This is a genomic window from Ruegeria denitrificans, from assembly GCF_001458295.1.
GTDB lineage: Bacteria > Pseudomonadota > Alphaproteobacteria > Rhodobacterales > Rhodobacteraceae > Ruegeria > Ruegeria denitrificans.
Map to the genome: position 1 here is coordinate 212,555 of NZ_CYUD01000004.1, position 24,669 is coordinate 237,223.

27 protein-coding genes are annotated in these 24,669 nt (G+C 55.8%); 12 read left to right on the forward strand and 15 right to left on the reverse strand.

Annotation, left to right across the window (positions count from 1 at the left end; genetic code table 11):
- Window positions 1-134: 134 nt before the first annotated feature.
- The 10 genes from RUE5091_RS07695 to RUE5091_RS07740 all read right to left on the reverse strand — a co-directional run bounded on the left by RUE5091_RS07695 (window position 135) and on the right by RUE5091_RS07740 (window position 10,558).
- Window positions 135-1,124, reverse strand: a complete 990-nt coding sequence (locus RUE5091_RS07695) for a nuclear transport factor 2 family protein (RefSeq protein ID WP_058281309.1) — start codon at window positions 1,122-1,124, stop codon at window positions 135-137.
- Window positions 1,121-2,164 carry a LacI family DNA-binding transcriptional regulator gene (locus RUE5091_RS07700; RefSeq protein ID WP_058281310.1) on the reverse strand — a complete coding sequence of 348 codons (1,044 nt, stop codon included), beginning with the start codon at window positions 2,162-2,164 and terminating at the stop codon, window positions 1,121-1,123. Before RUE5091_RS07700 ends, RUE5091_RS07695 begins: the two co-directional genes overlap by 4 nt.
- On the reverse strand, window positions 2,164-2,928 hold the full coding sequence (locus tag RUE5091_RS07705) for an SDR family NAD(P)-dependent oxidoreductase (RefSeq protein ID WP_058281311.1): 765 nt from the start codon (window positions 2,926-2,928) through the stop codon (window positions 2,164-2,166). Before RUE5091_RS07705 ends, RUE5091_RS07700 begins: the two co-directional genes overlap by 1 nt.
- Entirely contained in the window at window positions 2,928-3,980 is a 1,053-nt protein-coding gene (locus tag RUE5091_RS07710) for an ester cyclase (protein WP_058281312.1), read from the reverse strand. The genes RUE5091_RS07705 and RUE5091_RS07710 overlap by 1 nt, the downstream gene beginning before the upstream one ends.
- Window positions 3,977-5,308 carry a histidinol dehydrogenase gene (gene hisD, locus RUE5091_RS07715; protein WP_058281313.1) on the reverse strand — a complete coding sequence of 444 codons (1,332 nt, stop codon included), beginning with the start codon at window positions 5,306-5,308 and terminating at the stop codon, window positions 3,977-3,979. The genes RUE5091_RS07710 and hisD overlap by 4 nt, the downstream gene beginning before the upstream one ends.
- Window positions 5,309-5,319: 11 nt before the next feature.
- On the reverse strand, window positions 5,320-5,850 hold the full coding sequence (locus RUE5091_RS07720) for an ester cyclase (protein ID WP_058281314.1): 531 nt from the start codon (window positions 5,848-5,850) through the stop codon (window positions 5,320-5,322).
- 128 nt (window positions 5,851-5,978) lie between these two features.
- A complete protein-coding gene (locus RUE5091_RS07725) occupies window positions 5,979-7,133 on the reverse strand; it encodes a carbohydrate ABC transporter permease (RefSeq protein ID WP_058281315.1) in 1,155 nt (384 codons plus the stop codon).
- 1 nt (window position 7,134) lies between these two features.
- Window positions 7,135-8,157 carry a carbohydrate ABC transporter permease gene (locus tag RUE5091_RS07730; RefSeq protein ID WP_058281316.1) on the reverse strand — a complete coding sequence of 341 codons (1,023 nt, stop codon included), beginning with the start codon at window positions 8,155-8,157 and terminating at the stop codon, window positions 7,135-7,137.
- A gap of 67 nt (window positions 8,158-8,224) precedes the next feature.
- Window positions 8,225-9,436 (reverse strand): ABC transporter substrate-binding protein, encoded by a 1,212-nt coding sequence (locus RUE5091_RS07735; protein WP_058281317.1) that lies wholly within the window; start codon window positions 9,434-9,436, stop codon window positions 8,225-8,227.
- Window positions 9,437-9,502: 66 nt separating this feature from the next.
- On the reverse strand, window positions 9,503-10,558 hold the full coding sequence (locus tag RUE5091_RS07740; protein WP_058281469.1) for an ABC transporter ATP-binding protein: 1,056 nt from the start codon (window positions 10,556-10,558) through the stop codon (window positions 9,503-9,505).
- A 156-nt stretch (window positions 10,559-10,714) separates the two neighbouring features.
- On the opposite strand from RUE5091_RS07740, the gene RUE5091_RS07745 reads away from it, so the two are divergent.
- From RUE5091_RS07745 to RUE5091_RS07765, 5 genes are all read left to right on the forward strand, one after another.
- On the forward strand, window positions 10,715-11,728 hold the full coding sequence (locus RUE5091_RS07745; RefSeq protein WP_058281318.1) for a nuclear transport factor 2 family protein: 1,014 nt from the start codon (window positions 10,715-10,717) through the stop codon (window positions 11,726-11,728).
- The gene (locus RUE5091_RS07750) at window positions 11,725-12,594 is read left to right on the forward strand and encodes an amidohydrolase family protein (protein ID WP_058281319.1); all 870 of its coding nucleotides are present in this window, start codon (window positions 11,725-11,727) and stop codon (window positions 12,592-12,594) included. Before RUE5091_RS07745 ends, RUE5091_RS07750 begins: the two co-directional genes overlap by 4 nt.
- Window positions 12,595-13,331: 737 nt before the next feature.
- Entirely contained in the window at window positions 13,332-13,823 is a 492-nt protein-coding gene (locus RUE5091_RS07755) for a hypothetical protein (RefSeq protein WP_058281320.1), read from the forward strand.
- A 218-nt stretch (window positions 13,824-14,041) separates the two neighbouring features.
- Window positions 14,042-15,070 carry an alcohol dehydrogenase catalytic domain-containing protein gene (locus RUE5091_RS07760; protein WP_058281321.1) on the forward strand — a complete coding sequence of 343 codons (1,029 nt, stop codon included), beginning with the start codon at window positions 14,042-14,044 and terminating at the stop codon, window positions 15,068-15,070.
- 190 nt (window positions 15,071-15,260) lie between these two features.
- Window positions 15,261-15,902, forward strand: a complete 642-nt coding sequence (locus RUE5091_RS07765; RefSeq protein ID WP_165590760.1) for a YrbL family protein — start codon at window positions 15,261-15,263, stop codon at window positions 15,900-15,902.
- Between the two features lie 104 nt (window positions 15,903-16,006).
- Here RUE5091_RS07765 and rpsI read toward each other — a convergent pair whose 3' ends face one another.
- The gene (rpsI, locus tag RUE5091_RS07770; protein WP_058271904.1) at window positions 16,007-16,492 is read right to left on the reverse strand and encodes a 30S ribosomal protein S9; all 486 of its coding nucleotides are present in this window, start codon (window positions 16,490-16,492) and stop codon (window positions 16,007-16,009) included.
- 5 nt (window positions 16,493-16,497) lie between these two features.
- Window positions 16,498-16,956: a 50S ribosomal protein L13 gene (gene rplM / locus RUE5091_RS07775; protein WP_058281323.1), complete on the reverse strand. Its 459-nt coding sequence runs from the start codon at window positions 16,954-16,956 to the stop codon at window positions 16,498-16,500.
- A gap of 238 nt (window positions 16,957-17,194) precedes the next feature.
- Here rplM and RUE5091_RS07780 point away from each other — a divergent pair, with 238 nt between their 5' ends.
- On the forward strand, window positions 17,195-17,557 hold the full coding sequence (locus tag RUE5091_RS07780; protein WP_058281324.1) for a nuclear transport factor 2 family protein: 363 nt from the start codon (window positions 17,195-17,197) through the stop codon (window positions 17,555-17,557).
- 4 nt (window positions 17,558-17,561) lie between these two features.
- Here the strand turns inward: RUE5091_RS07780 and RUE5091_RS07785 are convergent, their stop codons facing one another.
- Window positions 17,562-18,965, reverse strand: coding sequence for an aminotransferase-like domain-containing protein (locus RUE5091_RS07785; protein WP_058281325.1), 1,404 nt, complete (start codon window positions 18,963-18,965; stop codon window positions 17,562-17,564).
- A gap of 98 nt (window positions 18,966-19,063) precedes the next feature.
- Between RUE5091_RS07785 and RUE5091_RS07790 the strand changes: the two genes are divergently transcribed.
- Complete coding sequence (locus RUE5091_RS07790) at window positions 19,064-19,291, forward strand: DUF1127 domain-containing protein (RefSeq protein ID WP_058281326.1); 228 nt, start codon at window positions 19,064-19,066, stop codon at window positions 19,289-19,291.
- Window positions 19,292-19,347: 56 nt separating this feature from the next.
- On the opposite strand, the gene RUE5091_RS07795 is transcribed toward RUE5091_RS07790, so the two are convergent.
- On the reverse strand, window positions 19,348-19,791 hold the full coding sequence (locus RUE5091_RS07795) for a PaaI family thioesterase (protein ID WP_058281327.1): 444 nt from the start codon (window positions 19,789-19,791) through the stop codon (window positions 19,348-19,350).
- Window positions 19,792-19,849: 58 nt separating this feature from the next.
- On the opposite strand from RUE5091_RS07795, the gene RUE5091_RS07800 reads away from it, so the two are divergent.
- The 4 genes from RUE5091_RS07800 (at window position 19,850) to gluQRS (ending at window position 23,758) form a co-directional block, all read left to right on the forward strand.
- Complete coding sequence (locus RUE5091_RS07800; protein WP_058281328.1) at window positions 19,850-20,635, forward strand: enoyl-CoA hydratase; 786 nt, start codon at window positions 19,850-19,852, stop codon at window positions 20,633-20,635.
- A gap of 252 nt (window positions 20,636-20,887) precedes the next feature.
- Window positions 20,888-22,228 (forward strand): methylenetetrahydrofolate--tRNA-(uracil(54)-C(5))-methyltransferase (FADH(2)-oxidizing) TrmFO, encoded by a 1,341-nt coding sequence (trmFO, locus tag RUE5091_RS07805; protein WP_058281470.1) that lies wholly within the window; start codon window positions 20,888-20,890, stop codon window positions 22,226-22,228.
- Window positions 22,229-22,265: 37 nt separating this feature from the next.
- Entirely contained in the window at window positions 22,266-22,880 is a 615-nt protein-coding gene (locus RUE5091_RS07810) for a class I SAM-dependent DNA methyltransferase (RefSeq protein WP_058281329.1), read from the forward strand.
- Window positions 22,877-23,758: a tRNA glutamyl-Q(34) synthetase GluQRS gene (gene gluQRS / locus RUE5091_RS07815; RefSeq protein ID WP_058281330.1), complete on the forward strand. Its 882-nt coding sequence runs from the start codon at window positions 22,877-22,879 to the stop codon at window positions 23,756-23,758. The genes RUE5091_RS07810 and gluQRS overlap by 4 nt, the downstream gene beginning before the upstream one ends.
- A 5-nt stretch (window positions 23,759-23,763) precedes the next feature.
- On the opposite strand, the gene hisI is transcribed toward gluQRS, so the two are convergent.
- The gene (gene hisI, locus RUE5091_RS07820; protein ID WP_058281331.1) at window positions 23,764-24,153 is read right to left on the reverse strand and encodes a phosphoribosyl-AMP cyclohydrolase; all 390 of its coding nucleotides are present in this window, start codon (window positions 24,151-24,153) and stop codon (window positions 23,764-23,766) included.
- Between the two features lie 48 nt (window positions 24,154-24,201).
- Here hisI and RUE5091_RS07825 point away from each other — a divergent pair, with 48 nt between their 5' ends.
- Window positions 24,202-24,654, forward strand: coding sequence for an iron-sulfur cluster assembly scaffold protein (locus tag RUE5091_RS07825; protein ID WP_058281332.1), 453 nt, complete (start codon window positions 24,202-24,204; stop codon window positions 24,652-24,654).
- Window positions 24,655-24,669: the final 15 nt, after the last annotated feature.

Genomic DNA, 24,669 nt, shown 5'->3' on the forward strand with positions numbered 1-24,669 from the left:
CTCTCTCACTTTCCCGGCGGGCGCAGGTTCAAACGACGTGCACGCAGGCTTTGGCGGTGTATATGGTAACGTCGAAGGGTCCCGGTCTCACTCAGACCATCCACAAGAATGCGATATGCAACCGGGTGGGCCATTCAGACTTCTCCACCTTGCAACAGGATTTGCTTCCAGACCGAGGTTTCATCAAACAGAGTATATTCGCGGCGCAACTTCGGCTGCCCGCCGATCAAGGCGCCAAACTCGGCGTGGCTAACGCCAAGGACATACACCTGTGCACCTGTCGGTGCGCCAAACACACCCCAGCCGTCATGTTTGCCCCAAAGGCTCCAGCGGATCGCCGCGCGGGGTGGCATATCCGGGTCGTCGCGCCCGATTTGATGCTCTATCTTGAATTCAGCATTCGGGAAGCTCGCCCGCAGACCCATCCAGAAACGGTCGACCGCATCCCAGCCATGACCGGTCACGCCGCCCACATATTCGGACTGAACAGCGCGATCATATTCTGCCTCGATTGTACCCATATCGGCATTCATGATCCGGGTAAGAATGTTGGAATAGCGCTGCCCCCACTCATTGTCGTTTCCGCGGCCCTTGTACGGCCCCAGCTGATCGATTTCGGGGGTAAGGGGTTTAACGCAGTTTTCCTTACCGCCTTCGCGGGCAATCAGATCGGCGGCGTATTCCTTTGGATCCCACCCCATCTGACGGACGATTGCGCCCTGATCACGGATCAGCCACTCGTCATTGATCTGATTATTGATGGCATGGCAGTCGGCCAGAATTCGATAGCGCAGTTTTAGTCCCGTTGGCTTGCCGTAAACGCCCTCGGCCAGATGCGTGGCCGTTGAAAGGATGCGGTGAGAACTCAGCATCCCTTCTTCGGGTGTGCCGGACCAGATCACATCCTCGCCCAGCAACTGCCGATCCGGAAACTCGGCCAACGTCGCCATGGTTGCACCGATCACATTCTGATTGCCCAGCACCACTGAACCAGGCGAGCGCACGACGATATCTTCGCTGTAATAGTCGTGCAACGTCGCGATACCCCGGTCTTCCCAAATCTCTTTGGTGATACCGATGATATAGTCTGGGAAGTCCCGGAACTTGGGATCAAAGCCTTTCATGTTTTTATCCTTTGCGGCGTCCAGCCCTTGGGCAGCCGGGCAGATGTGCGCACAATCAGCGGCCCATCAATCGCGACCTTGCGTGCCGCATTAGCTGTCGGGTTTTCAATATGGTCCAAAAGGGCGTCAACGGTCTCGGCAACCATCAGGTTTGCGCGCTGACGAATGGTGGTGAGATTATAGGCAAGCCAAGCGGCCTGCGGGACGTCATCATACCCAACGACTGAAACGTCTTCGGGAACACGCAATCCCAGTTCGAACCGGATGACGTCCATGACGGCAAGAGCCATGTGATCATTGGCAACGAATACCGCATCAGGTCGTTTCTGCGGTTCGACATCGAACATACGACGTGCCGCCAATCGCGCATTCTCAGTGTGAAACTCGCCGATCTCATGAGCGTATAGGTCCTGGCCCGCATCGCTGAGCGCTGCGCGGAAGCCGGCCTCGCGATCCCGTTGGGTTGAGGCACCCAGCCACCCTGCGATATAGGCAATGCGGCTGTGACCGGCTGCAACAAAGAACTCGGCCACCTTGCGACCGCCCGCATAGTTGTCGGATGTGACCGATGTGATCCCGTCGATGTCCTGACTGCGGTTGAACAGTACCACCGGCACACCGGCCTGTTGGCATCGCGTTGCAATATCGGACGACATCGCGACCGAGGCCAGAATGACGCCATCGACTTGATAATCGAGGATTTCCTCCATCACGTCGTCAATGTTTCCGGCCGTTCTGGAGGCCATGAAGATCAGGACGTGATAGCCTTGCTCCTGCAACTCACTCGACAACTTCTCGAGTGCTTCGGGATAGAAATAATTGTCCAGATAGGCAACCACTAACCCAATAATTCGGCTTTTGCCGGATACCATTGCCCGCGCTAACACATTGGGGCGATAGCCCAATTCAGCGGCGGCCTTTCGCACTTTCTCTTCGGTCTTCTTGCTGACCGAAGCGCCGGGCGTGAATACCCGGCTAACCGCAGACTGGCTGACCCCTGCAAGCTGGGCGACCTGAAGTGATGTTACTTTCTCAGCCATCAGTCTGCCGTCCAACCTCCGTCGATCAACATCGAAGTGCCAGTGACCAGTGCCGAGGCGTCCGAGGCGAGGTATCGGACTGCGCCCATGATATCTTCGACCTCTCCTACGCGATCCAACTTGATCTTTTCCATGATCCAAGCGGCGCGTTCGGGGTTGTCAAAGGTGGATTGGGTCAGAGGCGTCCGAATGAAAGTCGGGCAGACTGTATTGATCCGGATGCCCTGTTTTCCCCATTCGATGGCCATTGATTTGACCATACCCTCCAGCCCGTGCTTGGTCGCACAATAGAGCGCCCTGTCGACCCCTCCGACATGCCCCATCTGGCTGGAGATATGGATAATCGAACCGGGCTTTCCAGCTTCGATCAATGCACGCGCAGCGTAGGCCGATAGGAAATAGGCCGAACGCAGATTGACGCTGGTGACAACATCGAAGTCCTTTGGCGTTGTCTCAATAGCAGCGCTGTGCCGTGCGACACCGGCCGAATTCACGACTATATCAAAGCTGCGCGTTAAGAATAGCTGTTCCAGCGCGCCCAGATCGCCCTGATCCAGCACAAGGGCCTCAGCTGACCAACCCTGAGCCTGCAGAGCAGCGACGGTGTCATTCAACCGGTCCGCACCTCGGGCCGCGCAGACGACATGCGCGCCTGCCTCGGCCAAAGCCACCGCACACCCCTGCCCGATGCCGGAGGAAGCTCCGGTAACGAGGGCGGTTTTCCCACTCAGCGAAAATGACGGGGTGCGCGGTAGTTCAGTCATCAGCTCATTCCATCCGGTATTTCAATGCGCCCAATATTTCGGGCCTTATTGAATTCCCGCAGACGGGCAAAGACGTCAACGCCAAGCTGCCGATAAGCGTCCAGCAAATCGACCAGAACCCAGTTTTCCCGGATGCGCCCGTCTTCCAGTCGCCAGAAATCAAGGCTGCGCATGGTGATCTTCTTACCTGATGGCGCGATGCCCATCCAGCCATCATCAGTGACGGTTTGGATCATATTTGGCCAGCCAGTCACGGCCGCATATTCGCCATCACCAAAGAAGTGATAAGTGATCTCGTCCACGTATTGCCCCCGGTCCGGCATCCCTTTCAGGAACGGGATCTGGTGCCAGTTGCGAAAGCCTGCAAACCCGCGCCCGGTACCGATGCCCGAAGGACCGTACCAGTTCATCCGCGGATGCCAGAACCGCTCCATCTCCATCACTTCGGGGCCACCTTGCGACGGGTGTTTCTTGAGGTGTTCCAGCATGTCGATGATGTGCTGGCAGGTCGCCTTTCCCTTGACCGCGTCATAGGGGCCAGGCACGAAGCCGTCTTGCATAGCTGGTCCGGGCACATGCCATTCGCGCCCCAGGCTGGGGGCCATCGGCCATGCACCCGCCTGCATCATCACCTCGGGGATATCCCAAAGCGCCTGCATTTCAACAACCTTATCGTCCTCGAACCGATAGAATTCGTGGAACCTCATGGTCACCTGATGACCGGTGGGCGGGATTTCGAGCCACGGGCCGGTGAAAGTACCCGTGTAGTAGCCTCCGCATCCGACCCAGTCGGCGCTGTCTTCGTCCGGCCCGGCCATGACGATATAGTCGCGGCGCTCCAGGTCGGGCCAGGCGGCCAACAGATCCTTGAAGGCACAGTCATAGACGGCTTCACTGCCGACGCTGTCACCAAAGGGATGGCACAGGTGGAATACAGTGTCTTGGGTCGTCGCCCCGGCCAACGCCTTGCGGACACGGGCCTCGGAAAAGTCATACATCGCAGCCCTGAGCGGAGCGATCAGGGCCTTGTGCCGGGAGTGCGGGTCGTTCATTCAGCCGCATCCCGATACGGCGCGGGTTCGCCGTAGGGCACATTGATACCGCCATAGCGACGGACGCGGACGTTGCATTGCTCGGCATGACCGATGAAGCCCTCCAGCATGCACAGGCGCGAGCCGTATTCACCGATTAGAGTCGCCGCCTCATCGGTCAGAACTTTCTGATAGCTGTGGGTTTTCAGATACTTCCCGACCCAAAGCCCACCTGTGTATCGCCCCGCTTTCTTGGTCGGCAACGTGTGGTTCGTTCCAATCACCTTATCACCGTTCGACACATTGGTGCGGGGACCAAGGAACAACGCGCCATAGCAGGTCATGTTTTCGAGAAACCAGTCGTCGCGATCTGTCATCACCTGAACATGCTCAGACGCGATGTCATCGGCGACCTGCAGCATCTCGTCATAGGTGTCGCAAACGATCACCTCGCCATATTCTTCCCACGAGACTTTCGCGGTTCCTGCGGTCGGTAGGATACCCAGCAGGCGGTCCACCTCGGCCAGTGTCTCTTCGGCAAGCTTGCGAGAGTTGGTCAGCAACACACAGGGGCTGTTATAGCCGTGCTCCGCCTGACCCAACAGATCAGTCGCGCACAGCTCGGCATCGGCGGCGCTCTTATCGGCAATGACCATCGTCTCGGTCGGGCCAGCGAACAGGTCGATGCCGACACGCCCAAAAAGCTGGCGCTTGGCTTCGGCAACAAAAGCGTTGCCCGGACCCACCAGCATATGAACCGGGTCGATCGTCTCAGTCCCCAAAGCCATCGCACCGATGGCCTGGATGCCGCCCATTACGTAAATCTCATGCGCGCCGCCCAGATGCATCGCCGCAATCACCGCCGGGTTGGGTTTGCCATTGAACGGAGGTGTACAAGCGATGATGCGCGGAACACCGGCGACCGAAGCCGTAGCCACCGACATATGGGCCGATGCCACCATCGGGAACTTGCCACCGGGAACATAGCATCCGACCGATTGCACAGGGATGTTTTTGTGACCAAGGATGACGCCCGGCAGCGTTTCAACCTCGATGTCCAGCATTGACTCTCGCTGTGCTTGTGCAAAGTTGCGCACCTGCTCCTGCGCGAACTTGATATCGGCCAGTTCGCGGTCAGTCAGCTGTCCGATCAGGTCATCGATTTCCTGCTGGCTCAGCCGGAACGAAGGCGGCGAGTAGTTATCGAATTTCTCGCTCAGGTCACGCACGGCAACATCGCCGCGGGTTTCGATGTCTTTCAGAGTTGCCTCGACCACGGCACGGGTTTTGGCGTCATCTTCGGCCCGGTCAGCGTCGGACTTACCGCGTTTCAGATACTCGATCGTCATGTTTCCAATCCTCAGTTTTCGGGCCGGGGCGGAAGTTTTTCACCCCGGTCAAATGCTTCCCAGCCTTCGCCGTTGAACAGATCCACGCCCAGCTGAGCCGCAATGTGGGCAAAGTCGACATTCACCCAGTTGTCGACAATCTTGCCGTCGACTACTTTCCAAAAATCCATGTAGCGGATCTCAACCCGTTTACCGGTGGGGGAGATGCCCAGAAATTCGCCCGAATGGGTCGCTTCCTGACGACCGAATGCGGCCGCCCATTCACCCATGTAAAGGCGTGCTTCATCTATGCAGGTCTTGTCCGAGAACGCCGCCTGAAACGGGCGCTGCCAGTTGTCCTGGAACTCCTCTAGGCCGGTCTTGGTGCCGCAGCCCTGATTGCCCATCCAGCGAAAGCCCTGGGCAAAGAACTCACCAATATCATCTATACGGTGGTCGTTCAGACCATCCACCATTGTTTCGATCACACGGCGTGTTTCCTCAGTTTTGCTGAGATCCGTGTTGCGGGTCAGAACCGCTTGCTCAGGGCGAGAACCTTTCATGCCTCATGTCCTTTCAGATTGCTTGGGGAAGAGTTTCCGGGAAAGGTCCCCAAAGCTCAGAAAATCCCTGGGCATCCTGTTCAGCGCCGGGTGGCGCGACATGGCGCTATGTCGGGCGTTTTTGCTCATCAGCCTTTCACCGCCCCTGCCGTCAGACCGCTGACAATCTGGCGCTGGAAGATCAGAACAAGGAAGATCAGAGGCGCGGTTATCGACACGGCTGCTGCTACGGCAACTACCTGATCAGTCGTCGTTGTCTCGCGGTTGAACATGCCGACAATGGCGGGAACCATTGTCTGGTTCTGCGCGTCCAGCAGCAACGCTGTGACAAGAAAATCGTTGTAGGCCAGCAGGAAGCTGAACAGCCCTGTGGTGATAACACCCGGCCACATCACCGGCATGATAACGCGGCGAAAGGCCTGGAAGTGGCTGCACCCATCCACGCGGGCGGCCTCGTCCAGCTCGGCTGGTATGTTCTGAAAGAACGAACGCAGCATCCAGATGGTGAAGGGCTGATTAATGGCGACGAGCACAGCGATCACCGCGAAGGGTTTGCCGTAGAGGGTCGGCGCATTCTCTCCCAAGATCGGGGCCAACCATTCAGCCGAATTGATGAAGACCGGCAGATAGCCTGCTACCAGCACCGAATGTGGCAATGCGCGGAAGACCAGCGCGACAATCAGAATCCAGAACGCCAGGGTCGAACCCGAGCGCGCCAGACCGTAGCCTGCCAGCGTGCCTACAGTCAGCGACACCGTCACCACACCGGTTGTCACGATCAGCGAATTCTTGAAGTTGTTCGAAAAACCCCGGTCGATCCAGACGGTCTTGTAGTGTTCTGTCGTCAGGCCCAGCACATCCCGACCCAACGGGCCGAACCACGGGTTCAGCACATTCAAAATGGCAGGCAGGATTACAAAGAACGCCACGAGAAAGCCAACCAGGACGACCAGTGCGCCAATGACCCATCCAAACCACTCCTGCCCGGGCCTCGAGTACGATTTGACCATCGACGGCAGGTTTTTGGTGGCGATCACAATCGTGACCCAGATCACCGCTATGCCCAGAATGATGTCCAGCAACGAAAGACCCTTACCGCCGCCCAACGTGGCCGGACCGAAGATGACGTTCAACGCATTGCTGTCGAAGGCATCGACCGGTGATTTGAAGCTCATCACCACAATCCAGAAGATCGGGAAAGCTGCGATCAGGCACCAAAGCGCCAGAAAGATGTTCGAGGTCAGCCGCAAGCTGAAAGGCTGGCGTAGCGCGCGCGAGGACATATCAGTGACCTCCTTTGTGATCGCGCCAGGTGCGGCGCAGCGGCAGGATAAGCAGGATAACGACACCGATCATGGTCAACATCGAGTTCGCCGAGGCACGGCTGATCGACCGGTTACCCGCCTGATCAGGCGTCAGGTAATCGAAGGTCAGCCACTGAAGCGAGATGACGTAGCCCTGGCTCGAGAAACCAACGATCTCTTCGAAGACACGATAGCTGTCCATCAGATGGATCATCGCAACAAAGATGATCAAGGGCATCAGGTGAGGGATGACGATGTACTTCAGTCGCTGCCAGCGGGTAGCCCCGTCAATCACCGCACTTTCCAGACTGTCCTGATTAACCGTTTGCAGACCGGCATAGAAAATGATCGCTGCAAAGGGGGCGACGTGCCAGACGCGGTAGAGCATCATCAGAAGCTCGATGGTCCAAGCTTGAGCAAACAGAGCAATGTCGCGGTTCAGCCACCATTCCATCATTGCGGTCAGGATACCGTCGCCCCGGAACAGCCAATTGATCGACAGCACACCAATTACCGGCGTTATGATGAACGGCAACAATGAGATAAATATCACCGGTCCACGGATCGTTTTGGCCGCGTTGTTGATCAGAATTGCGATCCCAAGCCCGCATCCGACCACCAGCGGCAGAGTGATCAGCGTAAAGGTCAACGTGAACCGCAGGGCCTTCCAGAAGTTAATCGTCGAAAGCACCTGCCAACTGCCGTCGCTTATGGCGCGCCAGGCCCGTTCGGGCTCCAGAACGTTACGGTAGCTTTGCAACCCGACAAATTGGGTTTGTGTAATGATCTCGCCATGATCATCCAGCATAGGTTGCGAAACTTGTTCGGTCACACAGGTCTGCGTCAGGAAACCGGGCGTGCAAGTTTCCTTTTCAACCGTCTCATAGATTGGCTGGGTGACATAGAAACTCTGCTTAAACACGCTGACCAAAGGAAACGCGATGAAGAGAAGCATCATAAAGACAGAGGGGCCGACAAAGGCGGCAAATGTCCGGAAATTCATGGCTCTGCCTTTCTCATGTTTCTCAAGGGAAAAAGTCGGGAGGGCCCAAGCCCTCCCGTAGGAAGGATCAGTTGCTGATCAGACCAGCTTCTTTAGCGGCGGTGATGTAGTCGGCCTCAATATCGGCCAGTGTAGTCTGCGCATCCTTGGCGCCGGTCAGGTAATCGGCCAGACCGTTACCCAAAGAGGTGTGCATGATGCCCATTGGGCCCGAGGCGGGATACGCCTTAGCACCGCCTTCTGCGGAAGCTGCAGCTCCTGCCGCCAAGGCACCTGCCGAATAGGCTGGGCTTAGCCAGACGGCGACGTCATTGTTGGCGCTCACCATATCGGTGTCCATGCCTTCCAGGGCGACACGAAAGGCGGCATCCGCCTCTTCATCCGATATGTTCGAGGCCAGAACGATGCCGTCCCACCAAACGGTGGTTGCGGGCACAGCGGACCCCATCGGTGCTGCAGCCATGGTCACTTTGCCAACAACTTGGCTTTCAGCTTCGTCATTCATTGCTGCAGCACGGCTGGCCCACAGGTTGGCCATGGCAATCTTGCCCTGCTGGAACTGCTGCTGAACATAGGTCGAGTCAGATACCAGATATTCTGGATCCATGTACTCGGTCATTGCTTTCAGGGTTTCCAGCGCCGCCACGCCCTGCTCATTGTTGATCGCGGGCATGTTGCCGTCGCCAAAGAACGCCCCACCCTCGCCGAGGTACATGTTGACGAATTCCTGACCGAGGTTCCATCCCGTTTTGAAAGTGCCGCCGATCGGATAATCCATGACACCGGCTTCTTTGATCTTGGCAGCGGCGGCCAGAACGTCGGCGTAGGATTTTGGTTCTTCGATACCCAGTTCAGCTAGAACATCATCGCGATACATTAGGTGCTGAGCATTGACCATCATCGCGATGGCCATGGTCTTGCCATCCACCTTGATCAACTGGTTAGGCAGCAAATCTTGGCCGTACTTCTCGACCAGATCGTCCAGCGGGCGGATCGTACCCGCGTTTAGCAATGGCACCAGTGTCGCATTGGACACGCCACCAATTTGATACAGCGCGGGATCAGCGGCAAAAGCTTCCGGCTGTTTCTCGCGGAATTCCTGGTCCAGCGAGGCGCTGAAGTTTCCGCATTCAGCCATCGCATCGGTGACCGCTTTCCATGCTTCAAAACCGGCTGATAGCGATTTCAGCGGCACGTCATTTTCAAACGAACAGGCAGCCCATGCGCCACTTGCAGCGATGGACATGGCACCTGCCATGAGGATCGTCTTGAGTTTCATGCGTTTCTCCCTGTCAGGATCGGTCCGTCGTCGACGTCCGGACCGGTGTTAAGCCCGTTTGGGCTGTTAGTGGGGTAGTTCCCCGATCCGCGCACCGCTTTCCGCTTCGAAAAGGTGACAGATTTCTTTGGGCACTGAGAATGAGACCGGTTCTCCAATCTCGGCGCGGAAGGCTTTGTCGGCTTTAACCGAAACCAGCGCTCCACCGACCCGGACCGAGATCATGGTCGCGTCGCCCAACAGTTCCAGCGTGTAGATCGGTGCGGTAATCTGGCCATTTCCTTCGGCAAGACTGGCATCCTCGGCCCTAAAGCCCAGCGTCATCGGGCCGTCCGGTGCATCGACCGAAATTTCGACGTGCTCGGCGCGGAAAACGCCGCCCGATACCTCGCCGTCCATCAAGTTCATTGCGGGCGAGCCGATAAAGCTGGCCACAAAAGTATTCGCAGGCCGGTCATATATTTCGGTCGGACTTCCGACTTGCTGAACCACGCCCTGTTTCATCACCACAACACGGTCGGCCAGCGTCATGGCTTCGATCTGGTCATGGGTCACGTAAATGGTGGTGACAGCCAATTCATGGCTAAGATTCTTGATCTGCGCCCGGGTCGAAACCCTTAGCTTGGCATCCAGATTTGACAGCGGCTCGTCCATCAGGAACACATTCGGCTCGCGTACAATGGCGCGGGCCAGCGCCACGCGTTGCCGCTGACCACCCGACAACTCGGCAGGCTTCCGGTGCAGGAAATCGTCCAGTTCGACCATCGCGCTGGCGCTGCGCACCTTATCGTCATGGGTCGTCGGGTCGATACCGCGCACTTTCAGCGGAAATCGGATGTTTTCATAGACGTTCATATTGGGATAGAGCGCGTAGCTCTGGAACACCATCGCAACGTCGCGGTCCTTGGGCTCAAGATCGTTGACCACCTTGCCGTCAACCAGGATTTCGCCCTCGGTCACGTCCTCGAGACCGGCAATCATGCGCATCGTGGTGGTCTTGCCGCAGCCCGACGGGCCGAGCAGCACCAGAAACTCGCGATCCGCGATCGTCAGGTCGAAATTGTGGACCCCAACGAATGAGCCCCATCGCTTGCCGACGTTCCGCAATTGAATTTCCGCCATGGTGCCCCCCCCCCGCAAGGAATCATTTTGCATACGCTTGCAAAACTGTAATTCGCATATATCAAATCAGGCAAGACTTTTTTGCATACGTATGCAAAACTACAAAAAATACCCGACTCACACCGGCCTCGCGCCTCTCGTAAAACCCTGATTACAATGGCAAAAACCGTGAACTTTCAGACAGAAAAAAAACTGATCTCCGCGTTCCACACCGCCCTGGATTCCGCGACAGAACAAGAATCCCCCAAGGTCATGAGCCAATTCTGTGCTCCAGACCTGCAGTGGCGCGGCTTTCATCCATTCAACGAAATCAGCGGTGCTGAACAGGTTGCGCGGCAATTCTGGCAACCTCTAAAGGGCAGCCTTACCCATATGCAGAACCGTGTGGATATCTTGTTTGCAGGACAAAACTCGTTGCGTAACGAGGCTGACGTTTGGGTCGTGTCCATGGGGCATTTGATGGGCTTGTTCGACCGACCTTGGTTGGGTATTCGACCAACCAGTAAGTTGGCATTCCTACGATATTGCGCGTTCCACAGAGTCACCGGTGATAGGATTGTCGAGACGGCAATGTACTTCGACATACCGCACCTGATGGTTCAAGCCGGACAGAACCCGTTTCCTCCCCAAACAGCGGCGCATCTGGTGCAACCTGGACCAATGCCCCATGACGGCCTGTTGTTGAACGAACAATCCGTTGAAGAAGGCGAGAAGACGCTGGCGGTCATCAATGCGATGATCTCGGATCTCGGCCAATGGGACAGCGGAGTGTCGCTTGAGGATGAATTGGCCCGAACCTGGCACCAGAACATGATTTGGTGGGGTCCCGAGGGGATCGGCGCAACTTACACGATAGAACGCTATGCCAACCAACACTCTGGACCGTTCCGCACGGCTTTCAAAGATCGATCCAAGACCAATCATGTCTGCCGCCTGGCCGAAGGTCATTATGGCGGCTTCTTTGGTTGGCCCAACTTCACGGTTACTCCTACGGGAGGGTTCATGGGTATGCCTGCCACTGATAAAACGGGCGAGTTCAGGGTGATCGACATCTATCGCCGCGCTGGTGACAAACTGGCCGAGAACTGGATCTTCATCGACCTGCTCCACTTCTGGAATGGGCAAGGTGTTGATATTCTGGCACGCACCACAGGGATTGAAACACCATGAAGATAGATGCGCATCACCACCTGTGGGATCTCTCTGCAGTGACCTACCCCTGGCTCATGGAGAAAGGCATCACTCGTTTTTTTGGCGACCCGGCTTCTATCCAGCGGGACTACTTGTTGCCAGAATTTCGCGCAGATGCCGAGGCCGTTGGCGTCGGCGCTTCGGTACACATTCAGGTCGGTGCTGCTGATCCCTGGGCCGAAGCACAATGGGTGCAATCGGTAGCAGAACAGTTCCCTGACTGGCCGTTGGTGCAAGTGGCTTTCTGCGATTTGACCGCCAGAGATCTGGACGAACATCTCGACCGTCTGCAAACCCTGCCTTCTGTGCGTGGCGTTCGTCAGATAATTGGACGAGCTCCGGGTGAAGATGCGTCAACTGGCACAAACGCCCTGCTTAAAGACCCCGCGTTTTTGGCTGGTCTGCAGCAATTGGGCAACCGCGGCCTCTCCTTTGACCTTCAATTGCTGCCAGAACTAATGGAACAAGCTGCAGATATTCTTGCGCAAGCTCTGGAAACGCAAATAGCCCTGTGTCACGCGGGTTCGCCACATGACCGGACACCGCAAGGGCTGCAAAGTTGGGCAGATAATTTGACGGCATTGTCAAGCTTGCCGCAGGTCAATTGCAAACTCTCTGGCCTCGGAATGTTCGATCACAACTGGAGCGCTGACAGCGTCGCGCCCATCATTTCGACCTGCTTGTCTCAGTTTGGCGCCGATCGCTGCATGTTCGGATCGAATTTTCCGGTCGACAGCCTCACTTCAACTTACGGCGAGGTTGTTTCCCGGTACCAGGACCTGATCCCGAGCTCAAACCAAGATGGCGTGTTCCATGGCACATCAAAACGCTTCTATCGCATTTGACAGCGGAGAGGCACACAAGACAAAGAACTTTGGTTCTGTTTCAAATCAACTGCGTTGCAGTCGCAGCGAACTTCTGCTTTCCGCCCTTCAGAACCTCAATGAGGTTTCGGTAACTAATTAGAAGTTCACTCATCTCAAATGACTAAGACGCTTTCTTATGACACCGCGACCCGCTTTTTGTGCCGAACCTGCCTATTTTGCCGCTACATAACCCTTGTTTTTTTGGTATGCGGGCTTCTCTTTTGATGTCGAAAACGGTCTCGAAAACCGTTGTGGGTGCAAGCCCAACCAGGGTTCGAATCCCTGTCTCACCGCCACTAACCTTCCCCTAAAAAACCCTTTTTGCACGCAGAGCGCCCCAGCGCAGGGTTGCGACAAAACAGCATGCGTTTCCCAAACATGTCATACTATAATGTCTTTTCTGACGTTGATTGCGTCGACAATGCCAATAAATAGAAGCAAATCGCTCATTTTAAACGTCTGGATGTATGCCGCGCGCTTACCCATTCGCCAACCGGAAACGGGCCCTACTTCTGTCTTGGGTTCGCCAGGAAGCCAAGCACCGAACTCATGGGCAAGGCATTTTAATACGCAGCGGCGTGTTATTGCCACCCACCCTCGGCCGATAGGCATAGCATGGCTCAATCCACGGATTTGAAAAGAACTTCCGGGATTTCCCCTTTGATTCCCATTAGCGTTAACCCATCTCGGCGACACATTTTCCAAAGGAGAGAGACATGTCGCGTACTATCATATTGGCCGTGGTCATCGCTGCCGCAGGCGCCGGAATTTATTACTATACGACACAACCAGACCCCACACCCGCCGAACAATTGCAATCGGCTGCTGAAGACGCGTCTGACGCCGTCAATGAAGCCGCCGGCTCTGTGACAGAGCAAGCCAACGAGGCTGCATCGTCGATCGCAGAACAGGCATCGGAAGCTGCAGATCAGGCAAGCGAAACTGCCACCGATTTGGCCAATCAGGCTGGAGACCAAGTTGCCGCGCTGACAAACCAAGGACAGGATTTGCTGAATTCTTGGATTGAAGACGGTGCGCTGACCCTTGAGAATTTCGACTATGACACAATGATTGCTTCAATTCAGGAAAGCGACCTCGCGCAGGACCTGAAGACACAGGCCATTCAAATTATGGACGATATCAAAGCATCGCCAGAAACGCTCGCGACGAAGCTCCAAGAGCTACGCGACCTGCTGTCAGGACAGTGAACCAAACGGGCTGCCCATTTTTTGGGTGGCCCGCCCCTTTTGACGTGACCCTCGTTCTATCCACGTCATGCGATGCATCAATTGACGCGTTCTATTTCATTTGGTTGAATCAGATTCTCCGTGGCACAAGCCTAGTACAGCTACTGCTCTTCACAAGTAGCCGGTTGTGGCTGCGTTCCGCTGACAATTCTTGATCCGTTCGACCAGAAGGAACGACCATGACCACCCTGCCCCCAACCATGTTCGCAATCACTCTGGTGCAGGACGGATATTCCGGTGAGGCGACTGGCCCCTATATCGACAACGTTGGGGATTGGCTGGCCGAGGCAGAGCTACCCGTTCCTCAACCCGGGCCCGGGCAGGTTCTGATCAAACTGCGCGCGGCCTCGGTCAATCCGTCCGACCTCCATTTTATCAAAGGCGAATATGGGCAGCCGCGCGTCAAGGGTGCCGCAGCGGGTTTTGAAGGTTGCGGCGATGTCGTTGCAACGGGGACCGGTGCTGAAGCCTTGCAAGATCAGCGCGTTGCCTTTGTAACAGCGGGATCTGGTGCCTGGGCGGAATACGTTCTGGCTCCAGCCATTATGTGCATTCCGCTGCGCCCCGAAATCTCCGACGAAGATGGTGCAGGCCAGATCGTAAACCCGCTGACGGCCATGGCAATGGTCGACATTGCCCGCGCTGACGGGGATGCGTTTGTCGTTTCAGCCGCGACCAGCCAGTTGGGCAAGCTGATGTGTCGTCTCGGTCGTGATCTTGGTCTGAAACCCATCGCCTTGGTCCGACGTCCCGAAGCGCTGGATATGCTAAGGGATTCTGGCGCAGTCGAGGTGCTGTTGACCACCGACCCGAACGTGCTGCAATCCTTTGCAAAAGTCAGCCAAGAGCTGAAACCCCGCGTGTTTTTGGACGCTGTGGCCGACCAACTCTCCGAACAGATATTCTGTGCCATGCCCAACCGGGCGCGTTGGATTTCCTATGGCAAGCTCAGCAACGAGCTTCCAACCCTGACTCAGACAGGTCAGTTGATCTTTATGGGCAAGCAGATCGAAGGGTTCTGGCTGACCAATTGGTTAACAAGCACATCACCTGCAGATCAGGCGCGGGTTGTGGCCGAGGTTCAGGCTCGTTTCTCTGATGGGCGCTGGAAAACCGACATTTCAGAGAAGCTGTCCTTACGGGATGTGGTTGGAAATTTAACTGAAGCGCTGAAGAAGATAGACGGGAAAGTAATCATCACGCCTTAGGATAAGATCTCCTAAACCCAGTTTTCAAAAACAGCATCTTCTACAACAACTTAAGTTTCAATCTTCAACTTCAATGAACTAGGGAAGCCGCCTGTTTTTTCAGGTTGAACAGCTAGGCTCTGGCTCGGCTTGCGCTATCACAATAATGTTATAATTTCCCCGAATGACAACGGCTCGAATCGAAAACTTATTGAACCTGAAAAACTCTGAGGTGATTGCTCAGGGTAACCGACAATTTGTTTACCAGCATCCTCACGAACCGAATACGCTTCTGAAAATCCCTCAGCCACATACGACCGATGGCGGGTCCAACCTCAAGACGGACTCTTGGTTTGATCGGAACTTTCGGCGCTCCACGGTTTACAAAGGGTTTATGCGAGAGTTTCACGAGTCTTTTGACCTTATGGTTCGCTACCAAAACAGGAATGAACCCATCCCAGTTTGCGAGGTTCGCGGTGTGGTTCAAACCGATATCGGCATTGCCCTAGTCTATGAACGGATTTCCGAACCCGATGGGCAGCTGTCGCCATGTCTAAAAGAACTGGCCAAAAGTGGACACCTCACGCATCACCATTTGGCTTCGTTGAATAAGCACTTCGACATGTTGATCGAAGAACAGGTCCTCATCAGCAATAAAAACACTGGAAACATCGTTTATCAGACGTTTTCAGACGGGTCTGGCCGGTGGGTTTGGATCGACAGTTTTGGATGTAAGCAGATTATTCCCGTCCGCCGTTGGTTTCGTTTTTTGAACCGGCGCAAGATCAATCAGATCAGGAATAGGTTTATTAGTTTCGCCGAGAATGCCTTGCATCAAAAGGCTGAGCATTAGACATCGCGAAGTAACCTTCACGTTTGTTTTGGACCTAGGTCGATGGCCCAAAAGAAAACGGCCGCAATTTCTTGCGACCGTCTGAAATTCGTAGTCCGTAGCGATTAACGCTTCGAGAACTGGAACGAACGACGCGCTTTGCGCTTACCGTATTTCTTACGTTCCACAACGCGGCTGTCGCGGGTCAGGAAGCCAGCAGCTTTCAAAGCACCACGCAGCGACGGATCGTACAGTTGCAGCGCTTTCGAGATGCCGTGCTTGACCGCACCGGCCTGACCGGTCAGGCCACCGCCTTTGACGGTTGCGACAACATCGAATTCACCTTCTACGCCGGCAACCTGGAACGGCTGGCGCAGGATCAGCTGCAGTACGGGACGAGCGAAGTATTTGTCCTGGTCCTTGCCGTTCACGGTGACCTTGCCGGAGCCCGGCTTGATCCAAACGCGGGCAACAGCGTCTTTACGCTTGCCGGTGGCATAAGAACGACCCAATTCGTCACGTACGGGTTCACGCACGATGACTTCTTCGGCCACAACCTCAACGCCTGCAACGGCGCTCAGCTCTTCGAGAGTATTGATCTGATCAGCCATGGTCATTAGCTCCGGGTGTTTTTCTTGTTCATGGATGCAACATCCAGAACTTCGGGCGCTTGCGCCTCGTGGGGATGCTCGGCACCGGCATAAACGCGCAGGTTGGTCATAACCTGACGCGACAAGCGGTTGCCCGGCAGCATGCGCTTGACCGCTTGGGTCACGACGCGCTCGGGGTGCGCACCCTCGAGGATCTGCTGCTTGGTGCGCGATTTGATGCCGCCCGGATGGCCAGTGTGCCAGTAGAAGTTTTCTTCACGCTTCTTGCCGGTCATCTGGATTTTGTCAGCGTTGATCACGATGACATTGTCGCCCATGTCCATGTTCGGAGTGAACGACGCTTTGTGCTTGCCACGCAGGCGCATGGCGACGATCGAGGCAAGACGGCCAAGAACAACGCCCTCGGCGTCGATCAGGATCCATTTCTTGTCGATGTCTGCAGGTGTTGCAGAAAAGGTTTTCATGGCAGGATAGTCCTGTTTGATGTGAAAGACCGCCCAAAGACAGAGCGGCCCGAATTCGATGGAGCGTATTTAGAGGCCTCTGCAGCGCAGGTCAACAACAGTGAACGCTTTTAAATTACGTAATATCAATAGGTTAAAAAATAGGTATTATTTTACCCCATCATTTAGACCCTTTGCGCCTGCCACGCCCGGCCCGCTATATAAAATATGCAGATCTGACGGAAGGAGCACAGACAATATGGAGTGGCAACAAACCATCGCTGACTACGGCGCATCCTGGCAAGAGACCGACCCTGAGAAACGCCTTGTGCTTTTAACAAAGTGCTTCGCCGAAAACGGGCGCTATGTCGACCCAACCGCAGAGGTACATAGCCGCACGAACCTGTGCGATCATATTGGCAAGGTTCTGAAAAACTCTGGCGGGCGCATTGAGCTGACGAGCAATCCGTCCAACCATCACGATGTTGTCCATTTCACCTGGCACATGATCGGTCCGGATGGCGTTATCGTTGTTTCAGGCCACGACTTTGTTCGTTTGGATGGCGACGGAAAAATCTCCTATTTGGCCGGATTCTTCGGTGATCCAGCCCCGTTGACCTGAAGGATCAGACACTGATTTGCTCAGGAGGATTATCCAGCAGTCGCCGCAACCGCTGCATCGCATCCTCAAACCGTTCCAGTGACACATGTCCGTTCATGGCGATACGCACCGCATTCGGGGCTCGTCCGTCCCTCAGCGCGAACTCATCTGCAGAGCGGAGTTGTATCCCTTCGCGCTCGGCTGCACGGCTAAAGGCAGCGGCACGCCAGCCGGAAGGCAGGTTCAGCCAGACAAACGGCACATCCGGAGCCCAGTTCAAATCAAATCCGCCTAAAGCATTCACTGCAACCCGAACATATTCGCCCATACGATTCCGAACATCCTTGGCAATCTGCAGTGTACGTGGGTCAGACAGCAGCAAACGGGTCAGTTCGGCCAACGGTTGCGCCAAACCGAAATACCCGTATTCGGCCGAACGTCGCAGGTCCACGCTCCGCTCGCGCGGGGCAATGGCAAACCCTACACGCAGCGCAGGTGTCAGGGTTTTCGAGATCGAAGATACATGCCATCCCCGCTCAGGCGCCAAAGCCCGAAAACTGGGCTCGCGCGCGTCGCCCATGCGATAGCAATCGTCCTCGATGATTTGCAGGTCAAAGCGGCGAGCCACCTCGACGATCTCTTTCCGACGCTCTAGCGGAGTATGTGTGCCAGTTGGATTTTGAACTTCGGGCGAAACGCAGACGGCCTGCGCAGGTGTCTGGCGTAAAACGTGCTCCATTGCGGAGGGGTCAACGCCCCACTTGTCCATTTTCACGCCAATAACATCGGCGCGCATCAACTCTCCGGCTCGGCGGAACCCGGCATAGGAGAGGTCCTCGACCAAAACGACCGGCTTTGTCCCGCGCAGGATGGTTTGGAACACAAGGCACAACCCATTCTGACCCCCGTGTGTCAGTACAATGTCGTCATGCGTCAACGCGCCCAAAGGCAGGTCAGACAGCCAGTCCACCACGGCTTGCCGCATGGGTTGATAGGCATCCCTCGTCGGGTAATTCAAAAACAGACCCGGATCCGCCTGGGCCACTTTCTGCATACATTCCCGGATCAAGGTGACCTGTCCTACATCCGCCAATCGCGGGCTGAACAGGCTGACATTGGCGTTGTACTTGTCGTCTTGCAGATGCAACTGCCGTGCCCAGACATCGTCCAGGATTGGCGATTTTGGCGGAGCGACAAATGTACCACGCCCGACCTCGGCATGTAATAGGCCTTCATCAGTTAAAATAGTATAGGCCCGCGCAACGGTGCCGGGTGTGATTTGTAACCGATACGCCAGTTCCCGCACCGGAGGCAGCTTCGTACCGACCTCCAGCAAACTGTTATCAATTGCTTTTCTGATTGTATCAGCGACCAGAGTATATTTCGGTCCCTTGGATTTCGGCAGCGATTCAGGCCAAATTGTATCCATTACAATTCTTCCTTTGATTTTGACACAATCCAGAATGTATCAAACAGATATACCGAACACTTTAACTTTGTGTCAATACAATTTGAAAGGATACCCTGATGACACGCTCAATGCACAACCCCGCCCTCATGCTGCTAAACGACAGCCCCCGGCTGCCGCTGATCGCCGCGCTGGCCGTGCGGTTTGCGGCGACGGTCACGAAATGGGAGCGTCAACGCCGCAGTCGAGTCAATTTGTCCAAGCTGGATGACAGGCTTCTGAAGGATGTCGGCCTGACAAGGTATCAGGCGCGTCAGGAATTCACCCGCCCATTCTGGCAGGGCTGATATTTCCCCAGTCCCTTGACGGGACCTCTTCCTGGCCGGGCTTTGCCCGGCCTTTTTTATCCGAATGCTGCCGCTGCAGACCCTTCGGGCGGCAGTGAATACGTCATAGTGGCGCGTGCGGCGGGTTTGTCAGACCATTCGGAGTATATCAGCACATCCCCAACAGCCAGGCTGCGGCCCAGTTTCAATAACCGGCATTTGGCGATCATATCTTTGCCACCTTCGGGCTTTCGCAGAAAATCCAACGAACTATTGGTGGTGACGGCCAGAGATTGCCGCCCCTTACGCGCCAGGATCATCGCATAGACGCTGACATCCGCCAGCCCGAACATGGACGGCCCGGAAACTGTGCCTCCCGGACGCAAATGCCGGTCCTCGACAACCAGACGCATCACAATCGACTCTTCGTCCAATGCTTCCACAACGAAATCCCGATGCACCTGTGGGAAGATTTGCCTTAGGTATTCCATCAGGTCTTCCCGGCTCATAGCCAATGACATGCTTCCCCTCCTCGATTTGCCGACCTAGAGTTGGCCCAACATTGCAACGGAGGGCAAGATGGCAATTCTGGAACGTAACGACACAGGTGCAGTCGCCACGCTGAAATTGAATGCACCTGATCGTTTGAATGCTCTCAGTGATGAGATGCTGGCCGCCCTTCAATTAGAGTTTGATAGTCTGAGCGAGGACGGATCGATCCGGGCAGTGATCCTGCGAGGTGAAGGTAAGGCGTTTTGCGCAGGCCATGACCTGAAACAGATGACAGCCGGACGTCAGGCTGATGATGGTGGCAAGGCCTATTTCCAGGACCTTTTCGCCAGGTGCGCGCAAATGATGCTGTCGATCCGGTCCCTGCCCCAGCCGGTCATCGCACAGGTCCACGGGATTGCCACGGCGGCGGGCTGTCAGCTGGTTGCCACCTGCGATCTGGCCGTTGCGGCAGAAGGCACGCGGTTTGGCGTGAACGGAGTGAATATCGGTTTGTTCTGCTCGACACCGATGGTTGCCCTCAGCCGGAATATCCCCCGTAAACGTGCGTTCGAGATGCTGACAACCGGCGACTTTATCTCGGCTGAAACCGCGGCCGAACTGGGGCTGATCAATCGTGTCGTGCCCGAAATGCTATTGGAACATGAAACTGCGGCGCTTGCGGACCGGCTTGCGGACAAGCTGGGTTCGGCCGTGAAAATCGGCAAACAGGCCTTCTACAAACAGTTGGAAATGCCCATCGAACAGGCTTACGACTATACCGGAGACGTAATGGCACAGAATATGCTGCACCGGGATACCGAAGAAGGCATATCTGCATTTATCGAAAAAAGGCCGCCAAACTGGCACCAATAAGGCGATTATTGTCAACAATTTTTACGATTGTTCGTAATTTTGCACTTCCCAAAAGGGCGACACTGTGGCAAAGCTGGGACAGAGCTTAGGCTCTGGTTACACTTTTGGGTCGCCGTGGGCGGAAGGTCCCTCCAAGCTGGTTTCTCTCACCGGCGTCGACATTCCCGCAGCGGCGACCCCAAGATCCCCTTAGTTTCCTAATCCAAGCGGCCTGTGTTGCGTTGTGCGGTGCTCTGCCCTATGTGGCAGCGCATGACACAAAAACTGCATATCGTGGGCGGCGGCATGGCCGGGTCCGAGGCTGCCTGGCAGGCGGCGGAAATGGGCGTAGATGTGGTAATCCACGAAATGCGGCCCAAAGTGGGCACCTTTGCACATCAGACCGGCAATCTGGCCGAGATGGTGTGTTCGAACTCATTCCGATCGGACGATGATGAACAGAACGCTGTTGGTCTGCTGCACTGGGAAATGCGCGCCGCGAATGGTCTGATCATGACAACCGCTGACGCATACCGCTTGCCCGCTGGCGGTGCGTTGGCCGTGGACCGTGATCCATTTGCCGAGGCAGTCACCGCCAAGCTTCAGGCCCATCCGCGTGTTGAAGTTACCGGAGAAGAGATTACCGCCCTACCCGACGACGGCCATTGGATCTTTGCCACAGGACCTTTGACTTCTGCTGCTTTAGGCGAGTCCATCCGCACCGAAACCGGCGCCGAGTCGCTGGCCTTTTTCGATGCCATTGCGCCCATCGTCTATGCAGACAGCATCGACATGAGCAAAGCCTGGATGCAGTCACGTTACGACAAAGGCGAGACCGAGGAAGAGCGTACCGCATATCTGAACTGCCCGATGGACCGCGATCAGTACGAGGCCTTCATTGACGCCCTGCTGGCTGCCGACAAGACCGAGTTTCACGAAGGCGAAACGGCGGGATATTTCGACGGCTGCCTGCCGATCGAGGTGATGTCGGAACGCGGGCGCGAAACGCTGCGCCATGGCCCGATGAAACCGGTCGGTCTGACCAATCCTCACCAGCCAGACACTAAGCCGCATGCGGTGGTGCAATTGCGTCGCGACAATGCGCTTGGCACCCTGTTCAATATCGTCGGCTTCCAAACCAAGATGAAATACGGCGCGCAAACCGAAGTGTTCCGCATGATCCCCGGTCTGGAAAACGCCAGCTTTGCGCGATTGGGCGGTATCCACCGCAATACGTTCATCAATTCACCGACCTTGCTTGATGCACAGATGCGTTTGAAATCGAAACCGAATATCCGCTTCGCTGGACAGATCACCGGGGTTGAGGGCTACGTTGAAAGCGCCGCCATGGGTCTGTTAGCCGGTCGTTTGGCCGCGACCGAGATTTTGGGCCATACTCTGCCGGAGGTCCCACAGGACAGCGCCATGGGTGCTCTTATCCATCACATCACTGGTGGGGCCGAAGCCAAGACTTTCCAGCCTATGAACGTCAATTTCGGCCTGTTCCGGCCAGTCGACGGGCTCAAGGGTGGCCGGCGTGGCCGCAAGGATCGCTATAAGGCCTACACAGATCGCGCCAAGGCCAAGTGGACCAGCTGGCTGGCGCAGTGTTGACTGGACGCGTCTGGCTTATGCGGCGTATCATCTAGGTATGAGCGATAAGTACCTCAAAGACACCTATAATCTGGACACACCGCAAGACACGCACGCGCATTATCAAAAATGGGCGTCATCCTACGATGCCGAGGTTGGTGCACATGGCTATGCCACCCCCGGACGAGTAGCCGAAGCGTTGTGGTCAAAGCTGCCCGAGTCACAGACTCCAATCCTGGACTATGGCTGTGGAACCGGATTGTCCGGCATCGCCTTGCGTGCGGCGGGCTTTGAAGTGATTGACGGCGTCGATCCAACCTCGAAGATGTTGGAAGGCGCCCGGGCTAAGGGTATTTACAGAAAACTCTCAACCTTCGAGATCACTGACCCGAACCCGTTGGATCAAGGGGCCTATAAGGCGATCACAGCTATTGGTGTCATTGGAGTTGGTGCCGCGCCGCCAGAAGTCTTCGACATGTTGATGTACGCCCTTCCCAAAGGTGGTCTACTTGGCTTTTCCTTTAATGATCATGCGCTTGAAGACGTTTCCTACACTTCACGGCTAAATGAATGGCTGGATATGGGTGCCGCGCGATTGTTGTTTCGGGAGTATGGACCTCACCTGCCGGGTATGGATCTGAAGTCAGACGTATACATTGTTGAAAAAGCGTGATTTTTAGAACTCGATTTGCGCCATCTCCTACAGGACCGTTACATCTGGGGCATGCTTTTTCAGCGATGCTGGCACACGATCTTGCCACATCTGAACACGGTCAGTTCCTTCTGCGGATTGAAGATATCGACCAATCTCGATCCCGGCCACACTGGGAAGACCAGATCTATGATGATCTGCAATGGCTGGGATTAAATTGGCCTGAGCCAGTCATGCGTCAGTGTGAACGGATGGCAGTATATAACAAAGCTCTGGATGATCTGTGGGCGCGCGGTCTGCTCTACCCCTGCACCTGCAACCGCAAAGATATCGCCGCCGCAGCCAGCGCGCCACAGGAAGGAGCGCCACTGCACGGGCCGGACGGGATCATATATCCCGGCACCTGTCGTGATAAAAGACGAGGCACATTACGCCCAAAGGACATTCCTTTGAGATTGGATATGGCCGCTGCTGGCCGGTTTCTAACAGGCTCGGACCAGCCCAATGGAAAAGTTGGCGAGTTTTACGAAGCTGGCACAGGACCAAACGGTGAAACAGGCACTATCACGTTCTCTTTGAGTGAGTTAACGGACACGATTGGTGACGTCGTCTTATCGCGGCGCGATATGGGAACGTCCTATCACCTTTCCGTGGTGCTGGATGACGCCGAGCAAGGCATCACTCATGTCGTACGCGGTCAGGACTTGTTCGAAGCCACCCGCATTCATGTCGTGCTTCAAGTTCTGCTGGGTTTGCCGACACCGCAATACCTCCACCATCGTCTGATCCGGGACGATACAGGCAAACGTCTGGCTAAGCGTGACGACGCACGGGCGATTCTGAAGTACCGCGCCGAGGGAGCGTCACCAGCAGATATTCGGGCGACGGTCGGGCTGTGATCGTGTCACTCCATAGGTGACATCAGCTCAATTTCGTCACCATCGCGCACGGAAGTGTAGAAACATGTTCGGCGGTTTGTGTGGCACGCAGCACCGGTTTGACGCACCAGAACCAGCAAACAATCGCGGTCGCAATCGAACCGGAAATCCATCAGTTCCTGCACATGACCCGAGGTTTCACCCTTGATCCAAAACGATTGCCGTGACCGCGACCAATAGGTGACACGCCCGGTTTCTAGCGTCTTCTCAATAGCTTGCGTGTTCATCCAAGCCATCATCAACACCTCACCCGAGCTTGCATCCTGGGCGATGACAGGGATCAGTCCAGCCTCATTAAACTTCAGAGACGACGGATCAAACGCAACGGTGGCAGACATGAGAAAAACCTTTTGCATCCCGGTAGATGCTCACTATGTATGGGGAACAGACAACGAGGGAAAGCCATGTCCGGCGAGAACGACCTGATAAAGCTCTATTCCGGCCGAATTCTGGCGCTGGCTGCGGACATTCCGCATCTGGATCGGCTTGAGAATCCTGATGCCACGGTGAAAAAACGCTCACCCCTGTGCGGGTCGACGGTGACCGTGGATGTGAAAATGCAGGATGGCAAGATCTCGGATTTCGGGCAGGACGTCAAAGCCTGTGCGCTTGGTCAGGCTTCGGCCTCTGTCGTGGGCAGCGCCATCATCGGGGCGACACGAGCGCAAGTAGAAACCGCACGTGATCAATTGGCAGCGATGCTGAAAAAGGAAGGCCCGGCCCCGGATGCGCCGTTTGACGGGCTCGAGGTGTTGATCCCCGCGCGGGACTACAAGAATCGCCATGCGTCAATTCTGCTGGCGCTGGAAGCCACAGTTGAAGCGGTACGGCAGGCTGAACAGGCTAATTGCGCATAACATTGGTATTTTTGC